The 17,516-nt window shown below is 69.2% G+C and carries 18 protein-coding genes; 3 read left to right on the top strand and 15 right to left on the bottom strand.

Annotated features, from left to right (window positions below):
* Positions 1-2: 2 nt before the first annotated feature.
* From ABT170_RS36165 to ABT170_RS36145, 5 genes are all read right to left on the bottom strand, one after another.
* Complete coding sequence (locus ABT170_RS36165) at positions 3-1,367, bottom strand: dicarboxylate/amino acid:cation symporter (protein ID WP_351874640.1); 1,365 nt, start codon at positions 1,365-1,367, stop codon at positions 3-5.
* Between the two features lie 561 nt (positions 1,368-1,928).
* Complete coding sequence (locus tag ABT170_RS36160; protein ID WP_329941313.1) at positions 1,929-2,222, bottom strand: DUF4229 domain-containing protein; 294 nt, start codon at positions 2,220-2,222, stop codon at positions 1,929-1,931.
* 139 nt (positions 2,223-2,361) lie between these two features.
* Positions 2,362-2,889 carry a GNAT family N-acetyltransferase gene (locus tag ABT170_RS36155; RefSeq protein WP_351874637.1) on the bottom strand — a complete coding sequence of 176 codons (528 nt, stop codon included), beginning with the start codon at positions 2,887-2,889 and terminating at the stop codon, positions 2,362-2,364.
* A 132-nt stretch (positions 2,890-3,021) separates the two neighbouring features.
* Positions 3,022-4,185, bottom strand: coding sequence for an aminofutalosine synthase MqnE (gene mqnE / locus ABT170_RS36150; protein WP_266927701.1), 1,164 nt, complete (start codon positions 4,183-4,185; stop codon positions 3,022-3,024).
* Between the two features lie 48 nt (positions 4,186-4,233).
* On the bottom strand, positions 4,234-4,689 hold the full coding sequence (locus ABT170_RS36145) for an Lrp/AsnC family transcriptional regulator (RefSeq protein ID WP_030588629.1): 456 nt from the start codon (positions 4,687-4,689) through the stop codon (positions 4,234-4,236).
* A 132-nt stretch (positions 4,690-4,821) separates the two neighbouring features.
* Here ABT170_RS36145 and ABT170_RS36140 point away from each other — a divergent pair, with 132 nt between their 5' ends.
* Entirely contained in the window at positions 4,822-4,956 is a 135-nt protein-coding gene (locus tag ABT170_RS36140; protein WP_351874634.1) for a hypothetical protein, read from the top strand.
* Positions 4,957-5,014: 58 nt separating this feature from the next.
* Here ABT170_RS36140 and ABT170_RS36135 read toward each other — a convergent pair whose 3' ends face one another.
* Complete coding sequence (locus ABT170_RS36135; protein WP_329941315.1) at positions 5,015-5,698, bottom strand: UbiX family flavin prenyltransferase; 684 nt, start codon at positions 5,696-5,698, stop codon at positions 5,015-5,017.
* Between the two features lie 145 nt (positions 5,699-5,843).
* Here ABT170_RS36135 and ABT170_RS36130 point away from each other — a divergent pair, with 145 nt between their 5' ends.
* Entirely contained in the window at positions 5,844-6,455 is a 612-nt protein-coding gene (locus ABT170_RS36130) for a rhomboid family intramembrane serine protease (protein WP_266922712.1), read from the top strand.
* On the opposite strand, the gene mqnP is transcribed toward ABT170_RS36130, so the two are convergent.
* Positions 6,445-7,368, bottom strand: a complete 924-nt coding sequence (mqnP, locus tag ABT170_RS36125) for a menaquinone biosynthesis prenyltransferase MqnP (protein WP_329941317.1) — start codon at positions 7,366-7,368, stop codon at positions 6,445-6,447. The two genes, ABT170_RS36130 and mqnP, sit on opposite strands and share 11 nt — an antisense overlap.
* Complete coding sequence (locus ABT170_RS36120) at positions 7,365-8,822, bottom strand: menaquinone biosynthesis decarboxylase (protein WP_329941318.1); 1,458 nt, start codon at positions 8,820-8,822, stop codon at positions 7,365-7,367. Before ABT170_RS36120 ends, mqnP begins: the two co-directional genes overlap by 4 nt.
* 143 nt (positions 8,823-8,965) lie before the next feature.
* Here ABT170_RS36120 and ABT170_RS36115 point away from each other — a divergent pair, with 143 nt between their 5' ends.
* Entirely contained in the window at positions 8,966-9,373 is a 408-nt protein-coding gene (locus ABT170_RS36115; RefSeq protein WP_329941319.1) for a PLD nuclease N-terminal domain-containing protein, read from the top strand.
* Positions 9,374-9,471: 98 nt separating this feature from the next.
* Here ABT170_RS36115 and ccsB read toward each other — a convergent pair whose 3' ends face one another.
* The 7 genes from ccsB to hemL all read right to left on the bottom strand — a co-directional run bounded on the left by ccsB (position 9,472) and on the right by hemL (position 17,451).
* Positions 9,472-10,560, bottom strand: coding sequence for a c-type cytochrome biogenesis protein CcsB (gene ccsB / locus ABT170_RS36110; RefSeq protein ID WP_329941320.1), 1,089 nt, complete (start codon positions 10,558-10,560; stop codon positions 9,472-9,474).
* The gene (gene resB, locus ABT170_RS36105; RefSeq protein WP_329941321.1) at positions 10,557-12,305 is read right to left on the bottom strand and encodes a cytochrome c biogenesis protein ResB; all 1,749 of its coding nucleotides are present in this window, start codon (positions 12,303-12,305) and stop codon (positions 10,557-10,559) included. The genes ccsB and resB overlap by 4 nt, the downstream gene beginning before the upstream one ends.
* Before the next feature lie 4 nt (positions 12,306-12,309).
* Complete coding sequence (locus tag ABT170_RS36100; RefSeq protein WP_329941322.1) at positions 12,310-13,065, bottom strand: cytochrome c biogenesis CcdA family protein; 756 nt, start codon at positions 13,063-13,065, stop codon at positions 12,310-12,312.
* Between the two features lie 4 nt (positions 13,066-13,069).
* Complete coding sequence (locus ABT170_RS36095) at positions 13,070-13,672, bottom strand: TlpA family protein disulfide reductase (RefSeq protein WP_351874626.1); 603 nt, start codon at positions 13,670-13,672, stop codon at positions 13,070-13,072.
* 67 nt (positions 13,673-13,739) lie between these two features.
* Positions 13,740-14,993, bottom strand: a complete 1,254-nt coding sequence (locus tag ABT170_RS36090) for a polysaccharide deacetylase family protein (RefSeq protein WP_351874623.1) — start codon at positions 14,991-14,993, stop codon at positions 13,740-13,742.
* Positions 14,994-15,406: 413 nt separating this feature from the next.
* Positions 15,407-16,147, bottom strand: a complete 741-nt coding sequence (locus ABT170_RS36085) for a histidine phosphatase family protein (protein WP_351874619.1) — start codon at positions 16,145-16,147, stop codon at positions 15,407-15,409.
* Positions 16,144-17,451, bottom strand: a complete 1,308-nt coding sequence (hemL, locus tag ABT170_RS36080; RefSeq protein WP_329941326.1) for a glutamate-1-semialdehyde 2,1-aminomutase — start codon at positions 17,449-17,451, stop codon at positions 16,144-16,146. The genes ABT170_RS36085 and hemL overlap by 4 nt, the downstream gene beginning before the upstream one ends.
* Positions 17,452-17,516: the final 65 nt, after the last annotated feature.

Raw genomic sequence — 17,516 nt, 5'->3', positions numbered from 1 at the left:
CGTTACGCGGTGACCGGGAGGCTCACCTTCTGCTCCGCGTCACGGACATCGACCGTGCCCGGCTCGTCGACCGGGGACGAGGAGGCCGAGTTGTACGCCTCGTGGTCGAGGATCTTCTCGCGGGCCGAGACGATCACCGGGACCAGCGCCTGGCCGGCCACGTTGGTGGCGGTGCGCATCATGTCCAGGATCGGGTCGATGGCCATCAGCAGGCCGACGCCCTCCAGCGGGAGGCCGAGCGTCGAGAGGGTGAGGGTCAGCATGACCGTCGCACCGGTGAGGCCGGCGGTGGCCGCCGATCCGATGACCGAGACGAAGGCGATCAGCAGGTAGTCACCGATGCCCAGCTGCACGTCGAAGATCTGCGCGATGAAGATCGCCGCCAGCGCCGGGTAGATCGCGGCGCAGCCGTCCATCTTCGTGGTCGCGCCGAACGGGACGGCGAAGGACGCGTACTCCTTCGGCACGCCGAGGCGCTCGGTGACCTTCTGGGTGACCGGCATGGTGCCGACCGAGGAGCGGGAGACGAACGCGAGCTGGATCGCGGGCCAGGCGCCCTTGAAGAACTGGAGCGGGCTGACCTTGGCGACAGTGGCGAGCAGCAGCGGGTAGACGCCGAACATCACCAGGGCGCAGCCGATGTAGACGTCGGCGGTGAACGTCGCGTACTTGCCGATGAGGTCCCAGCCGTAGTCCGCGATCGCGTAGCCGATGAGGCCGATGGTGCCGATCGGGGCGAGGCGGATGACCCACCACAGGGCCTTCTGGAGCAGCTCCAGGACCGCCTCGCTGAGGGTGAGGATCGGCTTGGCCTTGTCGCCGAGCTGGAGGGCGGCGATACCGGCGACGGCGGCCATGAAGACGATCTGGAGGACGTTCAGCTCGGTGAACGGCGTGATCACGTTGTCCGGGATGATGCCGGTCAGGAAGTCGAGCCAGGAGCCCTTGCCCTCGGGGAGCTTGCCGTCCTTCGGCGTGAGGCCGGTGCCGGAGCCCGGGTTGGTGATCAGGCCGATCGCGAGGCCGATGGCGACGGCGATCAGCGAGGTGATCATGAACCAGAGCAGGGTGCGGGTGGCCAGCCTGGCGGCGTTGTTGACCTTGCGCAGGTTGGTGATCGACACCAGGATCGCGAAGAAGACGAGGGGCGCGACGGCCAGCTTCAGCAGCTGGACGAAGATGTGGCCGACCTTGTCGAGGGTGGTGTAGAGCCAGCTGATGTCCTGGCTGCGGGCGAGCCAGCCGAGCAGGACACCCAGCACCAGACCGGCGACGATCTGGGCCCAGAACGGGACCTTCGGTATGCGGGGCCCGGAACCGGCGGGCTTACCGGTCTCGGGGGCGGCGGACGCGGAATTCGCGGACACGGACACACTCCTGATGGACGCAGCGGAGACGTACGTACGAGGACAGACGTACGGTCGTGCGGTCGAACGGGGACGGGGTGCGGCGCCCGCGTCGGGGGCGGCGCCGCTGCATGATGCCGGTTTCAGACGTTGCGGCAACAGACCGCGGACATACAGCGGCAGAGGTCGACATGCAGGCGCGCCACGAGCGGGATGCTCGCGGCGTGGCAGGGGCGCGCTGCTGTCTTCATGTCGAACACGTTAACACTTGAACTTTGAGAACCTCAAAGGCCTTCTTTGATCCGAGAACGCGGCACGGCCCGTGCCCGCACGCCCGCAGAAAGCGGAAAACCCCAGTACTGGAGCGGTCTGCTCCGGCTGGGGTTTCCTGCGCGGGGCGCACACGGAAGGGTGTGCGGGGCGCGAGTGTGAGGAAGCTTACGCGGCGCTTATACGGTGCCGGGGGCGCTCATGCGGCGCCGGGGCGCTCGCACGGCGGAGGCGCTCGCACGGCTCGCGCCGGAGCACCGGCGGGGCGTCAGCCACGACGCCTTCCGGCCCGCGACGCCTTCCGGGCCGGACCTACTGAACGGCGTCCTCGCGGGTCCGGTTGGCCTCAAGGCGGGCCTTGGTCCGGTCGACCGTGGTGATCAGCTGCTCGGACATCTCGTCGCGCTGCTTGCGCAGCAGTACGTAGCTGAGCGGGGCGGAGAGGACCAGGCCCAGCAGGATGACCCACACGAAGTTGGACCCCGCGAGCCCGGCGGGCAGCACACCGAAGTGGACGGCCACACCGGCGGCGAAGAAGCAGCCGACGAAGATCAACAGGCGCAACGCCGTGTACCGGATCGTTGCGCTCGGCTTGGCAGCGGACACGGCTGACCCTCTCTCTGCATACGTTGTGCGTACCTCACGGCACATTCCTGCCCGTCCAGTGAAGCATGCCCCGAATTCGCTGGGTTCACAGGGTTGCCGGGAGCCGGGCCGCCGGGGCCGGGCGGCCGTGCGCGGAGGTTCAGCCGTGGAGCGGGAGCAGCATGATGATGTCGTCGCGGTCGTCCCCGTCGGCGACCCGGATCGCGCCCGGCACCCGGCCCACCTCCTTGTATCCGCAGGAGGCGTAGAAGCGGTCGGCCCCGGTGCCGCCCCGGCAGGTGAGACGGATGGCCTCGATGCCGTCGATCCCGCGGGCCGCGTCGGCCGCCGCGGCCATCAGCTCCCGGCCGAAGCCCCGTCCCTGGTGGCGGGGGTGGACCATGACCGTGTAGAGCCACATCCAGTGGTTCATCAGCCGGTGCGAGTTGTGGGCGAGGAAGGCCGTGGCGGCGACGGCGCCGTCCCCGTCGTAGCCGACGAGCAGCCGGGTGCGGCCCTCGACGATCGAGACGAGGTGCTTGAGCAGCTCCGGCCGGATCTCCTCGGCGCTGGCGGGCGGCACGAAGCCGACAGCGCCGCCCGCGTCGGTGACATCGGCCCACAGTGCGGTGATGCCGTCGCGCAGGGGCCGGCCGAACGCGGGGTCAAGCTCAAATGTAAGTGTCATTAGACGAGAGTAACCATTACTGTGGTCGGCGCTCAACCCCGTCCGGAACGCGAGAAAGCCCCGGCCGGGACGGCGGCCGGGGCTTTCGTGCGGGGAATCCCGTACGGCGGAATCACCTCACGCGGACATGGTTCAGACCCGCATCGGCTGCGGCTCCTCGCGACGGCCGGCGTCCGGACCCGGGTACTCGCGCAGGATCTCGTAGCGGGTGTTCCGCTCGACGGGCCGGAAGCCCGCGTCGCGGATCAGGTCCAGCAGGTCGTCACGGCCGAGCTTGTTGGGCGTGCCGTAGTTGTCCGCGTCGTGCGTGATCTTGTACTCGACGACGGAGCCGTCCATGTCGTCCGCGCCGTGCTGGAGCGCGAGCTGGGCGGTCTGCACACCGTGCATCACCCAGAACACCTTGACGTGCGGCACGTTGTCGAACAGCAGCCGGGAGACCGCGAAGGTCTTCAGCGCCTCGGCGCCGGTCGCCATCGTCGTGCGCGCCTGGAGCTTGTTGCGGACCTTGCCGTCCTTCATGTCCACGAAGTCGTGCTGGTAGCGCAGCGGGATGAAGACCTGGAACCCGCCGGTCTCGTCCTGCATCTCCCGCAGCCGCAGCACGTGGTCGACGCGGTGACGGGGCTCCTCGATGTGCCCGTACAGCATCGTCGCCGGGGTCTTGAGCCCCTTCTCGTGCGCGAGACGGTGGATGCGCGACCAGTCCTCCCAGTGGGTGTCATGGTCGACGATGTGCTGGCGGACCTCCCAGTCGAAGATCTCCGCGCCACCGCCGGTCAGCGACTCCAGACCGGCCTCGATCAGCTCGTCGAGGATCTCGGAGGCCGAGAGCCCGGAGATCGTCTCGAAGTGGTGGATCTCCGTCGCCGTGAACGCCTTGAGCCCTACGTTCGGCAGGGCCTCCTTCAGCGCGCTGAGCGAGCGCGGGTAGTAGCGCCACGGAAGGGTGGGGTGGAGCCCGTTGACGATGTGCAGCTCGGTGAGGTTCTCGTTCTCCATCGCCTTGGCGAGGCGGACGGCCTCCTCGATCCGCATCGTGTACGCGTCCTTCTCCCCCGGCTTGCGCTGGAAGGAGCAGTACGCGCACGACGCGGTGCACACGTTCGTCATGTTGAGGTGGCGGTTGACGTTGAAGTGCACGACGTCGCCGTTCTTGCGCGTGCGCACCTCATGGGCCAGCCCGCCGAGCCACGCCAGGTCGTCGGACTCGTAGAGGGCGATCCCGTCCTCGCGGGTCAGCCGCTCGCCGGCCCGGACCTTCTCCTCCAGCTCGCGCTTGAGTCCCGCGTCCACTAGGGCGCCTCCCATATCTCTGTGTGACGGACTCCGACCACCGTACGCCTACGGCTCTTCCGGAAGTTCCCCGACCCGGTTCTCCCACTTGGTGGACAGCACGATGGTGGTACGGGTCCGGGAGACGCCCTTCGTGCCGCTGAGCCTGCGGATCGTCTTCTCCAGGCCGTCCACGTCACCGACCCGCACCTTGAGCATGTACGAGTCGTCGCCCGCGATGAACCAGCAGTCCTCGATCTCCGCGAGGTCCTTCAGCCGGCGCGCGACGTCCTCGTGGTCGGCGGCGTCCGACAGCGAGATGCCGATCAGCGCGGTGACCCCCAGCCCCAGCGAGGCGGAGTCGACGGTGGCGCGGTATCCGGTGATGACCCCGGCGGTCTCCAGCCGGTTGATGCGGTCGGTGACGCTGGGCCCGGAGAGCCCGACGAGCCGCCCGAGCTCGGCGTACGAGGCCCTGCCGTTCTCCCTGAGGGCCTGGATGAGCTGCCTGTCCACCGCGTCCATATGACTGAAACCTTCCATTGTTCAGCAGTACCGCGAGTTTACGTGTAGAATCTAAGGCATGCAGGGTCGACGCCCTGTAAATCTTTCAGAACATCCAAGAAACGCTTTCGAATCTTCAGGAGTGAAGTCACCGTGTACACGATCGAGATGGCCTACGCCCGGATGCGCGAGCTGCAGGACCTGGCCAACCGCTCGCGTGCCCACCAGCCCACCGCCGCGCACCGCGTCGACAAGACGCGCAACCCGCGCGCCACCAAGAAGCGCTGACCCCACCGGATCAGCCCCGGGCGCGACCGCCCGGCCGGTTCCCCGGCCGGCCCCGCGCTCACCCCTCCGAGCCGCGAGAGCCGCCACCGAGCTCTCCCTCCCAGCGGCGGTACAGCTGATGCGGCACCCCTGCCGCGTCCAGCACCCGCCCGGCGACGAAGTCCACCAGATCCTGGATGTGCGTCGCCCCCGCGTAGAACGCCGGAGAGGCGGGCAGCACCACGGCGCCCGCCTCGTCCAGGGCCACCATCTGCTTCAGCGTCCGACCGCTCAGCGGTGTCTCGCGCACCGCGACGACGAGCGGGCGCCGCTCCTTGAGCGTCACGCTCGCGGCCCGCTGGAGCAGATCCTTCGACAGACCGAGCGCCACCCCGGCCACACAGGCCGTCGACGCCGGAACGATCAGCATCCCCTTCGCCGGGTACGAGCCCGAGGACGGTCCGGCCGCCAGGTCACCGGCCGCCCAGTACCGCACCCGGTCCAGCTCCGCCGCGCCCACCTCGAAGGTGTCCGGCTTCCCGTCCGCCCCCCGCGCCAGCCAGCCGCGCAGGTCCTGTTGCCAGTGCGCGTCGCGGAAGGCGATCCCCGTCTCGTCCAGCAGGGTCAGCCGCGAGGCACGGCTCACCACCAGGTCCACGCTCTCGCCGCCCGCCAGCAGGCCACGCAGGACCGCGGCCGCGAACGGGGTCCCCGACGCGCCCGACACCCCGACAATCCAAGGCCGTCGCTGCCGCTGAGTCACTGAAGTCCCGGATTTCACACCCGCGAGCCTATCCGGCACCTCTGCGTACACCGCACCCGGAACACGTCCGCGTACCCCGCACGGAACCGCGCGGAGGTGGGGGACGTTCCCAGGGTGACGGGCGAGCCGGGGGCAGGGACCAGCCATGAGAGACATCCGAACGAACGCCACCACGACGACCACCGGCGCGCGGGCCCGGACGGCCGGCGCGCTCATGGCGGGCTGGGTCGCCCTGCTGTGGGTCCTCGAAGGCATCGACACGGCGACCGGACACGCCCTGGACACCTACGGCGTCACCCCGCGCGAACCGGCCGAGCTGCGCGACATCGTGCCGTCCGCGTTCCTGCACGGCGGCTGGGACCACGTCGCCTCCAACAGCGTTCCGCTGCTGGTCCTCGGCTTCATCGCGGCCCTCGCCGGCATACGCAGATTCGCCGCCGTGGTCCTCACGGTCATCCTGGTCAGCGGCCTCGGCGTCTGGCTGACCGCACCGCCGGACACGGTGACGCTCGGCGCCTCCGGGGTCGTCTTCGGCCTCTTCGGCTATCTGCTGGTCCGCGGCTTCGTGGACCGCCGGCCGCTCGACATCGTGGTCGGCCTCGTCGTCGCCGCGGTCTACGGCTCACTGCTCTGGGGCGTCCTGCCCACCGACTCCGGCATCAGCTGGCAGGGTCACCTCTTCGGGCTGATCGGCGGGGTCGGCGCGGCCTTCGCCTTCCGCCGCACCCGCCGCACACCCCGGGCCGTCACGGTGTGAGGCCGCGCACCACCAGATCCAGCAGCGCGCACGCGAAGAGGGCGATGCCGATGAAGCCGTTGACGGAGAAGAAGGCCCGGTTCAGCCGGGACAGATCGTGCGGGCGCACCACGCGGTGCTCGTAGACGAAGGCCACGGCGACGATCGCCATGCCGATCCAGTAGAAGTGCTCCGCGTCCGTCGCCAGCCCGAACCAGACCAGCATCCCGGTCGTGATCACATGGCAGACCCGCGCGCCCCACAGCGCGGCCGGGATCCCGAAGCGGGCCGGGACCGACAGCACCCCGTGGGCCCGGTCCGCCTGCACGTCCTGACAGGCGAAGATCAGGTCGAAGCCGCCGATCCAGATACCGACGGCGAGCCCCAGGATCACCGCGTCCCACGACCAGCTGCCGGTCACCGCGAGCCAGGCACCGATCGGCCCTATGGCCTGGGCGAGGCCCAGGATCGCGTGCGGGTAGTTCGTGAACCGCTTGCCGTACGGGTAGACGACCATCGGCACGACGGCGAGCGGCGCGAGCGCCAGGCACAGCGGGTTCAGCAGCGCGGCGGCGCCGAGGAAGACCGCGAGGGCCACCAGCGCCCCCGTCCACGCCGACTTCACCGACACCGCACCGGTGACCAGCTCCCGGTTGGCCGTACGCGGATTACGGGCGTCGATCTCCCGGTCGATGATCCGGTTGGCGGCCATCGCGAACGTACGCAGCCCGACCATCGCCAGGGTGACGAGCAGCAGCGTGCCCCAGTGGATGTTCCCGTCCAGCCGGAACATCGCGGTCAGCGCGGCGATGTACGCGAAGGGCAGCGCGAAGACCGAGTGCTCGATCATCACGAGCCGCAGGAACGCCTTGATCCTGCTTCTCGGCTCTGCGGAGCCGGAGCCGGAGCCCAGCGTCGCGTCGGCGGCACTCACAGTCCGTATTCCTTCCAGCGGCGGTCGACCTTCGCCGCCGTCTCCGGATCGGACTCGACCATCTCCGGCCAGCCCCCGTCCCGGGTGTAGCCCTCCTCGGGCCACTTCCTCGTCGCGTCGATGCCCGCCTTGCCGCCCCAGAACTGCTGGTACGAGGCGTGGTCGAGGTGGTCGACCGGCCCCTCGACGACGGTCAGGTCACGGGCGTAGTCGGTGTTGCCCAGCGCCCGCCAGGCGACCTCGTGCAGATCGTGGACATCGCAGTCGGCGTCCACGACCACGATCAGCTTGGTCAGCGACATCATGTGCGCGCCCCAGACGGCACTCATCACCTTCTGGGCGTGCTTGGGGTACTTCTTGTCGATCGAGACGATCGCACAGTTGTGGAAGCCGCCCGACTCCGGCAGGTGGTAGTCCACGATGTCCGGCACGATGATCTTGAGCAGCGGCAGGAAGAACCGCTCGGTGGCCCGGCCCAGCGGCCCGTCCTCGGTCGGCGGCCGGCCCACCACGATGGACTGGAGCAGCGGGCGCCTGCGCATGGTGACGCAGTCGATGGTCAGTGCGGGGAACGGTTCCTGGGGGGTGTAGAAGCCGGTGTGGTCGCCGAAGGGCCCCTCCGGCAGCATCTCGCCCGGCTCCAGCCACCCCTCGATGACGACCTCGGCCTGTGCGGGGACCTGGAGCGGCACGGTCTTGCAGTCGACCATCTCGATCCGCTTGCCCTGGATGAACCCGGCGAAGAGGTACTCGTCGATGTCCCCGGGCAGCGGCGCGGTCGAGGCGTACGTCACCGCGGGCGGGGCGCCGAAGGCGATGGCGACCGGCAGCCGCTCCCCGCGCTTCGCGGCGACCTGGTAGTGGTTGCGGCTGTCCTTGTGGATCTGCCAGTGCATCCCGATGGTGCGCTTGTCGTGGCGCTGGAGCCGGTACAGCCCCAGGTTCCGTACGCCGGTCTCGGGGTGCTTGGTGTGCGTGAGCCCCAGGTTGAAGAAGGAGCCGCCGTCCTCGGGCCAGGTGAACAGCGCGGGCAGCCGGTCGAGGTCCACGTCGTCCCCGGTGAGGACGACCTCCTGGACCGGAGCGCTGTCGCCCTTCACCTTCTTCGGCGGCACGTGCACCATCGAGCCGAGCTTCCCGAAGGCCTCCCGCACGCCGATGAAGCCCTGGGGGAGCTCCGGCTTGAGCAGCCCGCCGATCCTGTCGCTGATGTCGGCGTACGACTTCAGCCCGAGCGCCTTGAGCAGCCGCCGGTCGGTGCCGAAGACGTTCATGGCCAGGGGCATCGAGGCGCCCTTGACGTTCTCGAAGAGCAGCGCGGGGCCGCCCGCCTTGTTCACCCGGTCGACGATCTCACCGACCTCCAGGTGCGGGTCGACCTCGGCCTTGATGCGCTTGAGATCGCCCTCACGCTCAAGAGCCCGGAGCAGGGAGCGAAGATCGTCGTAAGCCATGCCGTCCAGTTTGTCATCCCGTCCCCGGCCGTCCGCCGGGGCTCCCCCGACTCCGGGCCCGGGAAGTCCACCGGCAGCCGGTAGCCTGGCCGCGTCACCGGGGCCCGCCGGCCCCGCCGCCGTTTCCAGGGGGACGTCCCACCATGCTCAGGGCCTTGATCTATCTCCTGCCGCTGGCGCTGACGATCTACGCGTTCATCGACTGCCTGAACACTCCGGAGGACGAGGCCAAGCATCTGCCCAAGGTGGCCTGGGTCTTCATCATCCTGTTGTTCTGGATCGTCGGTCCGATCGTGTGGCTCGCCGCCGGCAAGATGCGCCAGGCGCCGACCGGGGGCCGTACGCCCTCCGAGTGGCACCGCGGCCACCGCACCCAATGGGTGGCGCCGGACGACAATCCGGAGTTCCTGAAGGCGCTGAAGGACGAGAACAAGAAGGACGAGTCGCTCCTCAAGGACTGGGAGGCGGACCTGCGCCGCCGCGAGGAGGAGATCAAGCGCCGCGAGGGCAGCGCCGGCCCGGAGGACCCCGCCCCGCCGGCCTCCTCCTGACCTCCCGGCTCCTCCGCGGACCCGACGGACCCGAGGTACGCGAAACGGCTGCCCGCCCCCGTGCGAAGGGGTGGGCAGCCGTTTCGCGTACCTCGGTCTCAGACCCCGGCGTAGGAGTGCTTGCCGGTGACGAAGATGTTCACGCCGTAGTAGTTGAACAGCCAGCAGCCGAAGGCGATGAGCGCCAGGTAGGCGGCCTTGCGGCCCTTCCACCCGGCGGTGGCGCGGGCGTGCAGATACGTGGCGTACGCGACCCAGGTGATGAAGGACCAGACCTCCTTGGGGTCCCAGCCCCAGTAGCGGCCCCAGGCGTCGCCCGCCCAGATCGCGCCCGCGATGATCGTGAACGTCCACAGCGGGAAGACGGCCGCGTTGATCCGGTACGAGAACTTGTCCAGGGTCGACGCGGCGGGCAGCCGCTCCATCACCGAGGTGGCGAACTTCCCCGGCGTACCGCCGCTCGCGAGCCGGCTCTCGTAGCTGTCACGGAAGAGGTAGAGCACCGTGCCGACCGCGCCCAGGTAGAAGACGGCGCCGCAGAGGATGGCGGTGGAGACGTGGATCCACAGCCAGTACGAGTGCAGCGCGGGCACCAGCTGGTCGCTGTTGGTGTAGAGCGTGGTGGTGGCGATGCCGAGGTCCAGCAGGACCGTGGTGACCAGCGGCAGACCGATCCAGCGGACGTTCTTCTTCAGCAGGAGCAGCACCAGGTACGAACCGACCGCCACCGTGGAGAAGGTGATGGAGAACTCGTACATGTTGGCCCAGGGGGCCCGCTCCACCGACATCGCGCGGGCGATGACGCCGCCCGCCTCGACGAGGAAGCCGACGACGGTCAGCGAGACCGCGATCCGCCCCCACATGTCGCCCTTGAACGTGCCGCCGGCCGCGCCGGGGCCGTCGGGGACGTCCCGGGTGCCGGCGGCAGCGCGGGTGACGATCGCGGGGCGCTCCAGGACGGCGGTCGCGCCGTCCTTCCCGGCGACCCGCACCTTCACCGTGGAGTCCGCGGCCGTGGTGCCGGTCCCGGCCAGCGCGGCGGCGGTACGGCCGACCTTGCTGCGGCTGCCGAAGACCCACTCCGCGATGTGCGCGAAGAAGGCCAGGGTGTAGACGGCCATCGACGAATAGATCAGCACATTGCTGGTGTGCGCCAGATTCTCGTTGGTTGCGGCGGCGAGATTCACTTCTCAGCCCCTTCGGCAGGTTCTTCGGCAGGTGATACGGAATCGGACCCGGAGTCGTCTGCGACGGCGGGGCCGTTGGTGGCGGCGGCGATGGGCGCCGCGCGGTTGAGCGCGACCGCGAGATCGGCCAGCTCCTCGGGAAGCTTCGCGGACTCGCTGCGGCCCAGCCCCGCCATCTCGACGACGGTGACGCCGTCCGCCCCGCGGACCGCCCGCACCCACACCCGGCGGCGCTGGATGAACAGCGAACCGGCGAGTCCGGCGATGGCGGCGATGGCTCCGGTGAGCGCCCAGCCGGTGCCCGGCTGCTGCGAGATCTGGAAGCTGGCCCACTCCTGGACGCTCTCGAAGGTGATCGAGCCGGCGCCGTCGGGCAGCTCCATCGTCTCGCCGGGGCGCAGCCGCTCCTTGAGCTGCTCGCCGTCGGCGTTCTTGAACTCCTTCATGTTGGACTTGTCCAGCTGGTACACGTTCTGCGGCAGCCCGGAGTCGACGCCGAGGGACCCGTGGTAGCCGTTCAGGGCCAGGACCGGGTAGTCGGCGGCGGGGAACTGGGAGAACATCGTGCCCATGCCGTCGCCCGCGAAGGTCGGGACGAAGAAGGCCTGGAAGCCCAGCTGGGTCTTCTTGCCGTTCTTGTCCCGGTAGCCGTCCATCACCTTGATCGCACCGGTCGAGGTGACGTTGTTGTCGATCGGCAGCAGCGGCACGGCGCCCCGCGAGACGACCTTGCCCCTGCCGTCCCTGACGGTGATGACGGGGGCGTAGCCGTGCGCGTTGAGGTAGACCTTGGTGTGGTCGACGACCAGCGGTTCGTTGACCCTGATGACGGACTTCTTCGGCTTGCCGTACGCACCTTCGAAGTACGTCACACGGGCCTCGTACGTCCGGGGCGTACCGCGTTGCGGGCCGCTCTTGGCGTACGTACCGACGAAGTTGTCGAGGGTGAAGCTGAACGGGATGAGCGAGTCGGTGTCGTACAGCGAGCCCGACTTGAAGTCGTCGTACTGGGTGAGCGTGTTGGAGAAACCGTCACCCTCGACGATCAGCTTGCCGCCCTCGGACTTGAACAGCTGCCCGGCGCCGAAGGCCACCAGCATCACGATGAGCGAGACATGGAACATCAGGTTCCCCGCCTCGCGCAGGTACCCCTTCTCGGCGGCGACCGCGTCGCCCACCGCGTGCGCGCGGAAACGCCGCTTGCGCAGGGCCGCCAGGGCCGCCTCGCGGACCTGCTCGGGCTCGGTCCCGGTGCGCCAGGTGGTGTACGCGGGCAGCCGGGTCAGGCGCTTCGGCGCGCCCGGCGGGCGGCTGCGCAGCTGGCCGATGAACTGGCCGGTGCGCGGGACGATGCAGCCGATCAGCGAGATGAACAGCAGGATGTAGATCGCGGAGAACCACACCGAGCTGTAGACGTCGAAGAACTGGAGCTTCTCGTAGATCGGCGTGACCGTGGTGTGGGCTTCCTTGAAGGTCTGCACCTTCAGTTCGTCCACGCTGTTCTGCGGGATCAGCGAGCCGGGGATGGCCCCCAGCGACAGCAGGAACAGCAGGATCAGCGCGACCCGCATCGAGGTGAGCTGGCGCCAGAACCAGCGGGCCCAGCCGATGATGCCCATCGCGGGCACGGTGCTGCCGGACTCGCGCTCGGGGCGCTCCTCGCGCGGTGCGGTGGAGAGCTGTTCCCCGGCGGCGCCGAGTTCACGCTCCTGCTCGCGCTCGTCCGTGGTGTTCGTCTTGCTCATGAACTCAGATCCCCACAGTGAAGCCGTTGGACCAGACCTGCATCTCCTGCATGAGCGTCGCCCAGAGGCCCGTCAGCAGAAGGATTCCGGTCACGATCATCATGACGCCGCCGACCCGCATGACCCATGCGTAGTGGCGCTTGACCCAGCCGAAGGCGCCGAGCGCCTTGCGGAAGGCGATGGCCGCCAGGACGAAGGGGACGCCGAGTCCGAGACAGTACGCGACGGTCAGTATCGCCCCGCGTCCGGCGGTGCCCTGGTCGAACGAGAGGGTCAGCACGGAGGCGAGCGTCGGACCGATGCAGGGTGTCCAGCCGATCCCGAACAGGGCGCCCAGCAGCGGTGCTCCGGCCAGTCCGGCCACCGGCCGCTTGTGGAAGCGGAACTCGCGCTGCGTCACCCCGGGCAGCATCCCCATGAAGAAGATCCCCATGAGGATCATCAGCACACCGAGGATCCTGTTGAACAGGACGGAGTGTTCCTGGAGCTCCTGGCCGAAGTAGCCGAAGAGCGCCCCGCTGGAGGCGAAGACGGCGGTGAAACCGAGCACGAAGAGCGAGGCGCCCGCGACGACCCGGCCGCGCCGGGCCTCGGCCAGGTCGGTGCCGCTGACCCCGGTGACATAACTGAGATAGCCGGGGACCAGGGGCAGGACACAGGGCGAGAAGAACGAGACCAGCCCGGCGAGGAGGGCGAGCGGCAGTGCCACCAGCAGGGCCCCGCCCTCGACGGTCCCGCTGGACGCGGCGAGCGTGATCACCGGATCACTTCTCCGCGATCAGCGGGTCGATCATCGTGTGCAGCTTCTCCGCGTTCAGGGCCTGGAGCGTGCGGGCGGCGACCTTCCCGTCCCGGTCGATGACGACCGTCGAGGGGATGGCCTGGAGGTTCAGGGTGCCCTTGGGGAAGCGGAGGATGAGCCTTCCGGTCGGGTCGTGGAAGCTCGGATACGTGACTCCGTAGTCCTTCTCGAAGTTCACCGCCAGGTCCTTCTGCGGGTCCCGGACGTTGATCCCGACGAACTGGACACCCTGGTCCGCGGTCTCCTCCGCCACCTTCACGAAGTGCTTGGCCTCAACGCGGCAGGGGCCGCACCAGGAGCCCCAGGCGTTCAGGACAATGATCTTGCCCTTGTAGTCGGCCAGGTCGAGGGGCTTGCCGTCCAGACTCGTTCCGTCCAGCTTCGGTGCGGCGGTCCGCTCGCCCCGGGGAACGGTGGAGATCCCACCGCTGCCGGTGACGAAGTTGGTGCTTCCACCACCGCCGACCTTGTCGCCGTCCCCGCACGCGGAGAGGGTCAGGGCACCGGCCACAGCAGTGGCGGCGAGCAGGGTGAAGCGGCGTCGGGATGCGCGGCCAGAGCTCATGTGAAAAGTTTCGCATGGCAGTTTCCGCGATCTCCCGCACCCCCCTCACTGCCCGTAAAGCCCCTTGTCAAGCCTGTTTAAAGAAGTTGTTCCAGCCACCCGCGGGCGACTGGCCGACCTCCAGCGAACGGAGCTTGGCGAGCACCGCGGGATCCTGCGCGTCGAGCCAGTCGACGAACTGCCGGAACGACACGAGGCGCACGTCCGGCTTACCGGCGACCTTCTTGATCACTTCTTCGACGGCGTCCATATAGATACCGCCGTTCCACTCCTCGAAGTGGTTGCCGATGTAGAAGGGCGCGCGATTGGTCTCGTACGCACGCTGGAATCCGGCGAGATACGCGCCGGTGGCCTGGGTGCGCCAGCCCGGATAACGCGAGGTCATTCCCTTGGTCGAATTCTTCGACTGATTGGCGAGGATGTTGTAGTCCATCGAGAGGACCTCGAAGGAGTGCCCGGGGAACGGCATCCCCTGGAGCGGGAGGTCCCAGACACCCTGGCGCTTCTCGGGCCACATCTGACGGCCGCCGGGAGAACTCGCGTCGTAGCGCCAGCCCAGCTTCTTCGCCGTGGGCAGCAGATTGTCCTGGCCGAGCAGGCAGGGAGTGCGTCCGCCGACGAGTTCCTTGCGGTAGTCGAAGGGCAGCGGGTCGAGGTCGCTCCAGCCGGTATTGGTGCGCCATTCGGTGACGAAGGACACCGCCTGGTTGATCTCGCTGTGCCACTGCGCGGGGGTCCAGTTGCCGACGGAGCCGGAGCCGCCGCAGAAATGCCCGTTGAAGTGGGTGCCGATCTCATGCCCGTCGGTCCACGCCTGCCGGACGTACTTCAGTGTCTCCTTGACGTGGCCGTCGGTGAGATAACCGATGTCGGAAGCGCCCCGGGGGTTGTTCGGCGGGCGGTAGAGGGACTTCTTCGACTCGGGCAGGAGGTACAGCCCGGAGAGGAAGAAGGTCATCGCCGCGTCGTGTTCCTTGGCCAGTTCGAGAAAACGCGGGAAGAGCCCGTTGCCGACCTCGCCCGCGCCGTCCCAGGAAAAGATCACGAACTGCGGCGGCTTCTGGCCGGGTTCGAGCCGGACGGGGGCGGCGGGCTGATTCGGCTGCTTTCCGGTATCGGCGGTGGAACCGTCACCGATCAGCCGGACGTCCTTCTTCGCGGTGCCGCTGCCGCGGCCGTTCCCGTCGGTGCCCTGGTCGCCCTTGCCGTGGCCCGACCGGCTCTCGCTCTCGGAGCCGAAGGAACCACAGCCCGCGACTCCGATCGCCGCCGCGGCCCCGAGTCCGGCTCCGAGCAGTCCCCTTCGGTTGATCTCGCGCATGCGGTCCCCATCTGCGGTCGTTTTACCTCAAGTCCATACAAACTGGCGAAGGCTTAGATGGGTGAAGCAACACGAGGGTTCCCCCGATTAACACAATTTTCCTGACGGGACCAGACCCTTACCGAATCTGCACACCGGGCAGACCGCCGGGCAGACCACCGGGCGGCTCGGGCCCGCGCGGCGATCGGGGACGCGCCCGGACACAGGGGCACAGGAGCACAGGGCACACCGGGGCACAGGCACACGGGCACCAGGGCACACGGGCGCACGGGGGCACGGGGGCACGGGGGCACCCGGACATGCCGAAGGCCCGTCCGGCGGCTGAGGACAACGCGCCACCGGACGGGCCTGGAGGGAGAACGCCTCCTACGCCCCGAACGGGCGGAGGCCAGCCCCTGAGGGCGGGACGGCCCTTAAGCCCCGAAGGCCTTCGACTTCCCCTTCACCGGCTTCGCGCCCGCGAGGAGATGCGCCGGGACCAGATCCCGCGCCGGCTCGGAGTACCCGACCGACACGATCTTGTCGCCCCGGTAGGTGAAGCTGGTCAGCGAGGCCAGCGTGCACTGGCGCTTGCGCGGGTCGTGCCACAGCCGCCGCCGCTCCACGAAGGACCGCACGATCCAGATGGGCAGCTGGTGGCTGACGCAGACCGCCTCGTGCCCCCGGGCCGCGTCGCGCGCCGCGTCGAGCGCGCCCATCATCCGTACGACCTGCTCGATGTACGGCTCACCCCAGGACGGCCGGAACGGGTTGGTCAGGTGCTTCCAGTTGTCCGGCTTGCGCAGCGCCCCGTCCCCGACCCCGAAGGTCTTGCCCTCGAAGACGTTGGCGGCCTCGATGAGACGTTCGTCCGTGGCCAGGTCCAGGCCGTGCGCCTTGGCGACCGGGGCCGCCGTCTCCTGGGCCCGCTCCAGCGGGGAGGCCACGACATGGGTGATGTCGCGCTTCTCCAGGTGCTCGGCGACCCGGTCGGCCATCTGCCGGCCGAGCTCGGAGAGGTGGTAGCCGGGGCGCCGCCCGTACAGGACGCCCTCCGGGTTGTGCACCTCGCCGTGGCGCACGAGGTGCACGACGGTGATGTCGCCCGCGCGCCCGGCGTCCCCCCGGCCGGCCGCCTCGCGCCCGGCGTTCTCGCTGCTTCCGTTCTCGCTCATGCGATGGCCTCCGATGCGGCACGGGCCGCTGCGGGCAGGGCGGCGGCGATCCGCTCGACGGCCTGCGTGTCGTGGGCGGTGGAGACGAACCAGGACTCGAAGGCGGACGGTGGCAGATAGACACCCTGGGCCAGCATCGAGTGGAAGAAGGCGGTGAAGCGGAACGCTTCCTGCTTCTTCGCGTCCTCGTAGTCGCGGACGGGCTCGTCGGTGAAGAACACCGAGAACATGTTGCTCGCCGCGGACACCGTGTGGGCGACGCCCTCCTTGGCGAGCGCCTCGCTCACCAGCCCCCGCAGCTCGGCGGAGACCGCGTCGAGCTTCGCGTACGCCGCGTCGTCGAGCAGGCGCAGCTGGGCGAGACCGGCGGCGGTGGCGATCGGGTTCCCCGACAGGGTGCCCGCCTGGTAGACGGGCCCGGCCGGCGCGAGGTGCGCCATCACGTCGGCGCGCCCGCCGAAGGCCGCGGCGGGGAAGCCGCCGCCCATGACCTTGCCGAACGTCATCAGGTCGGGCCGGACGCCGTCGATGCCGTACCAGCCCGCCCTGGAGGTGCGGAATCCGGTCATGACCTCGTCGGAGATGTAGAGGGCGCCGTTGGCGGCGCAGATCTCCTTGAGCCCGGCGTTGAAACCGTCCAGCGGCGGGACGACGCCCATGTTGCCGGGCGACGCCTCGGTGATCACACAGGCGATCTCGCCGGGCCGCGCGGCGAACGCGGCCCGCACGGCGTCCAGGTCGTTGTACGGGAGCACGATCGTGTCGCCGGCCTGGGCACCCGTGACACCGGGGGTGTCGGGCAGCCCGAAGGTCGCGACCCCGGACCCGGCGGCGGCGAGCAGCGCGTCGACATGTCCGTGGTAGCACCCGGCGAACTTCACGACCTTGGCCCGGCCGGTGAAACCGCGGGCCAGCCGGATCGCCGACATGGTCGCCTCGGTGCCGGACGAGACGAGACGCACCTGCTCGACGGGGTCGATACGGGAGACGATCTCCTCGGCCAGCGCGACCTCGCCCTCACCGGGCGTCCCGAACGAGGTTCCCCGGCCGACCGCCTCCTGGACCGCGGCGATGACCTCGGGGTGCGAGTGGCCGAGGATCATCGGCCCCCACGAGCACACGAGGTCGACATACTCGCGGCCGTCCGCGTCGGTGAGATACGGACCGCTGCCGGACACCATGAACCGGGGCGTACCGCCCACGGCCCGGAAGGCACGTACGGGAGAGTTCACGCCGCCGGGCGTCACGACGGACGCTCGGTCGAACAGCGACTGCGAAACTGGGGCTTCGTATGAATACGCCACTTTGGTCCTGATCTGCGATTCGGGTGTCGGAGGGGCCGGGCCGGAAATCTCGGCCACCGGTGAGC

This window comes from Streptomyces sp. NPDC001787 (assembly GCF_040297465.1).
GTDB lineage: Bacteria > Actinomycetota > Actinomycetes > Streptomycetales > Streptomycetaceae > Streptomyces.
Note: the sequence above shows the minus strand (reverse complement) of the source record. Positions and strands in the feature narration are given on the sequence as shown.

What these genes read in the sequence shown, in the direction of transcription:
- ABT170_RS36155 (WP_351874637.1), bottom strand. Translation starts at nt 2,889, where the DNA reads ATGACACTTACATTTGAGCTTGACCCCGCGTTCGGCCGGCCCCTGCGC.
- ABT170_RS36145 (WP_030588629.1), bottom strand. Translation starts at nt 4,689, where the DNA reads ATGGACGCGGTGGACAGGCAGCTCATCCAGGCCCTCAGGGAGAACGGC.
- ABT170_RS36130 (WP_266922712.1), top strand. Translation starts at nt 5,844, where the DNA reads ATGAGAGACATCCGAACGAACGCCACCACGACGACCACCGGCGCGCGG.
- ABT170_RS36120 (WP_329941318.1), bottom strand. Translation starts at nt 8,822, where the DNA reads ATGGCTTACGACGATCTTCGCTCCCTGCTCCGGGCTCTTGAGCGTGAG.
- ABT170_RS36115 (WP_329941319.1), top strand. Translation starts at nt 8,966, where the DNA reads ATGCTCAGGGCCTTGATCTATCTCCTGCCGCTGGCGCTGACGATCTAC.
- resB (WP_329941321.1), bottom strand. Translation starts at nt 12,305, where the DNA reads ATGAGCAAGACGAACACCACGGACGAGCGCGAGCAGGAGCGTGAACTC.
- ABT170_RS36095 (WP_351874626.1), bottom strand. Translation starts at nt 13,672, where the DNA reads ATGAGCTCTGGCCGCGCATCCCGACGCCGCTTCACCCTGCTCGCCGCC.
- ABT170_RS36090 (WP_351874623.1), bottom strand. Translation starts at nt 14,993, where the DNA reads ATGCGCGAGATCAACCGAAGGGGACTGCTCGGAGCCGGACTCGGGGCC.
- ABT170_RS36085 (WP_351874619.1), bottom strand. Translation starts at nt 16,147, where the DNA reads ATGAGCGAGAACGGAAGCAGCGAGAACGCCGGGCGCGAGGCGGCCGGC.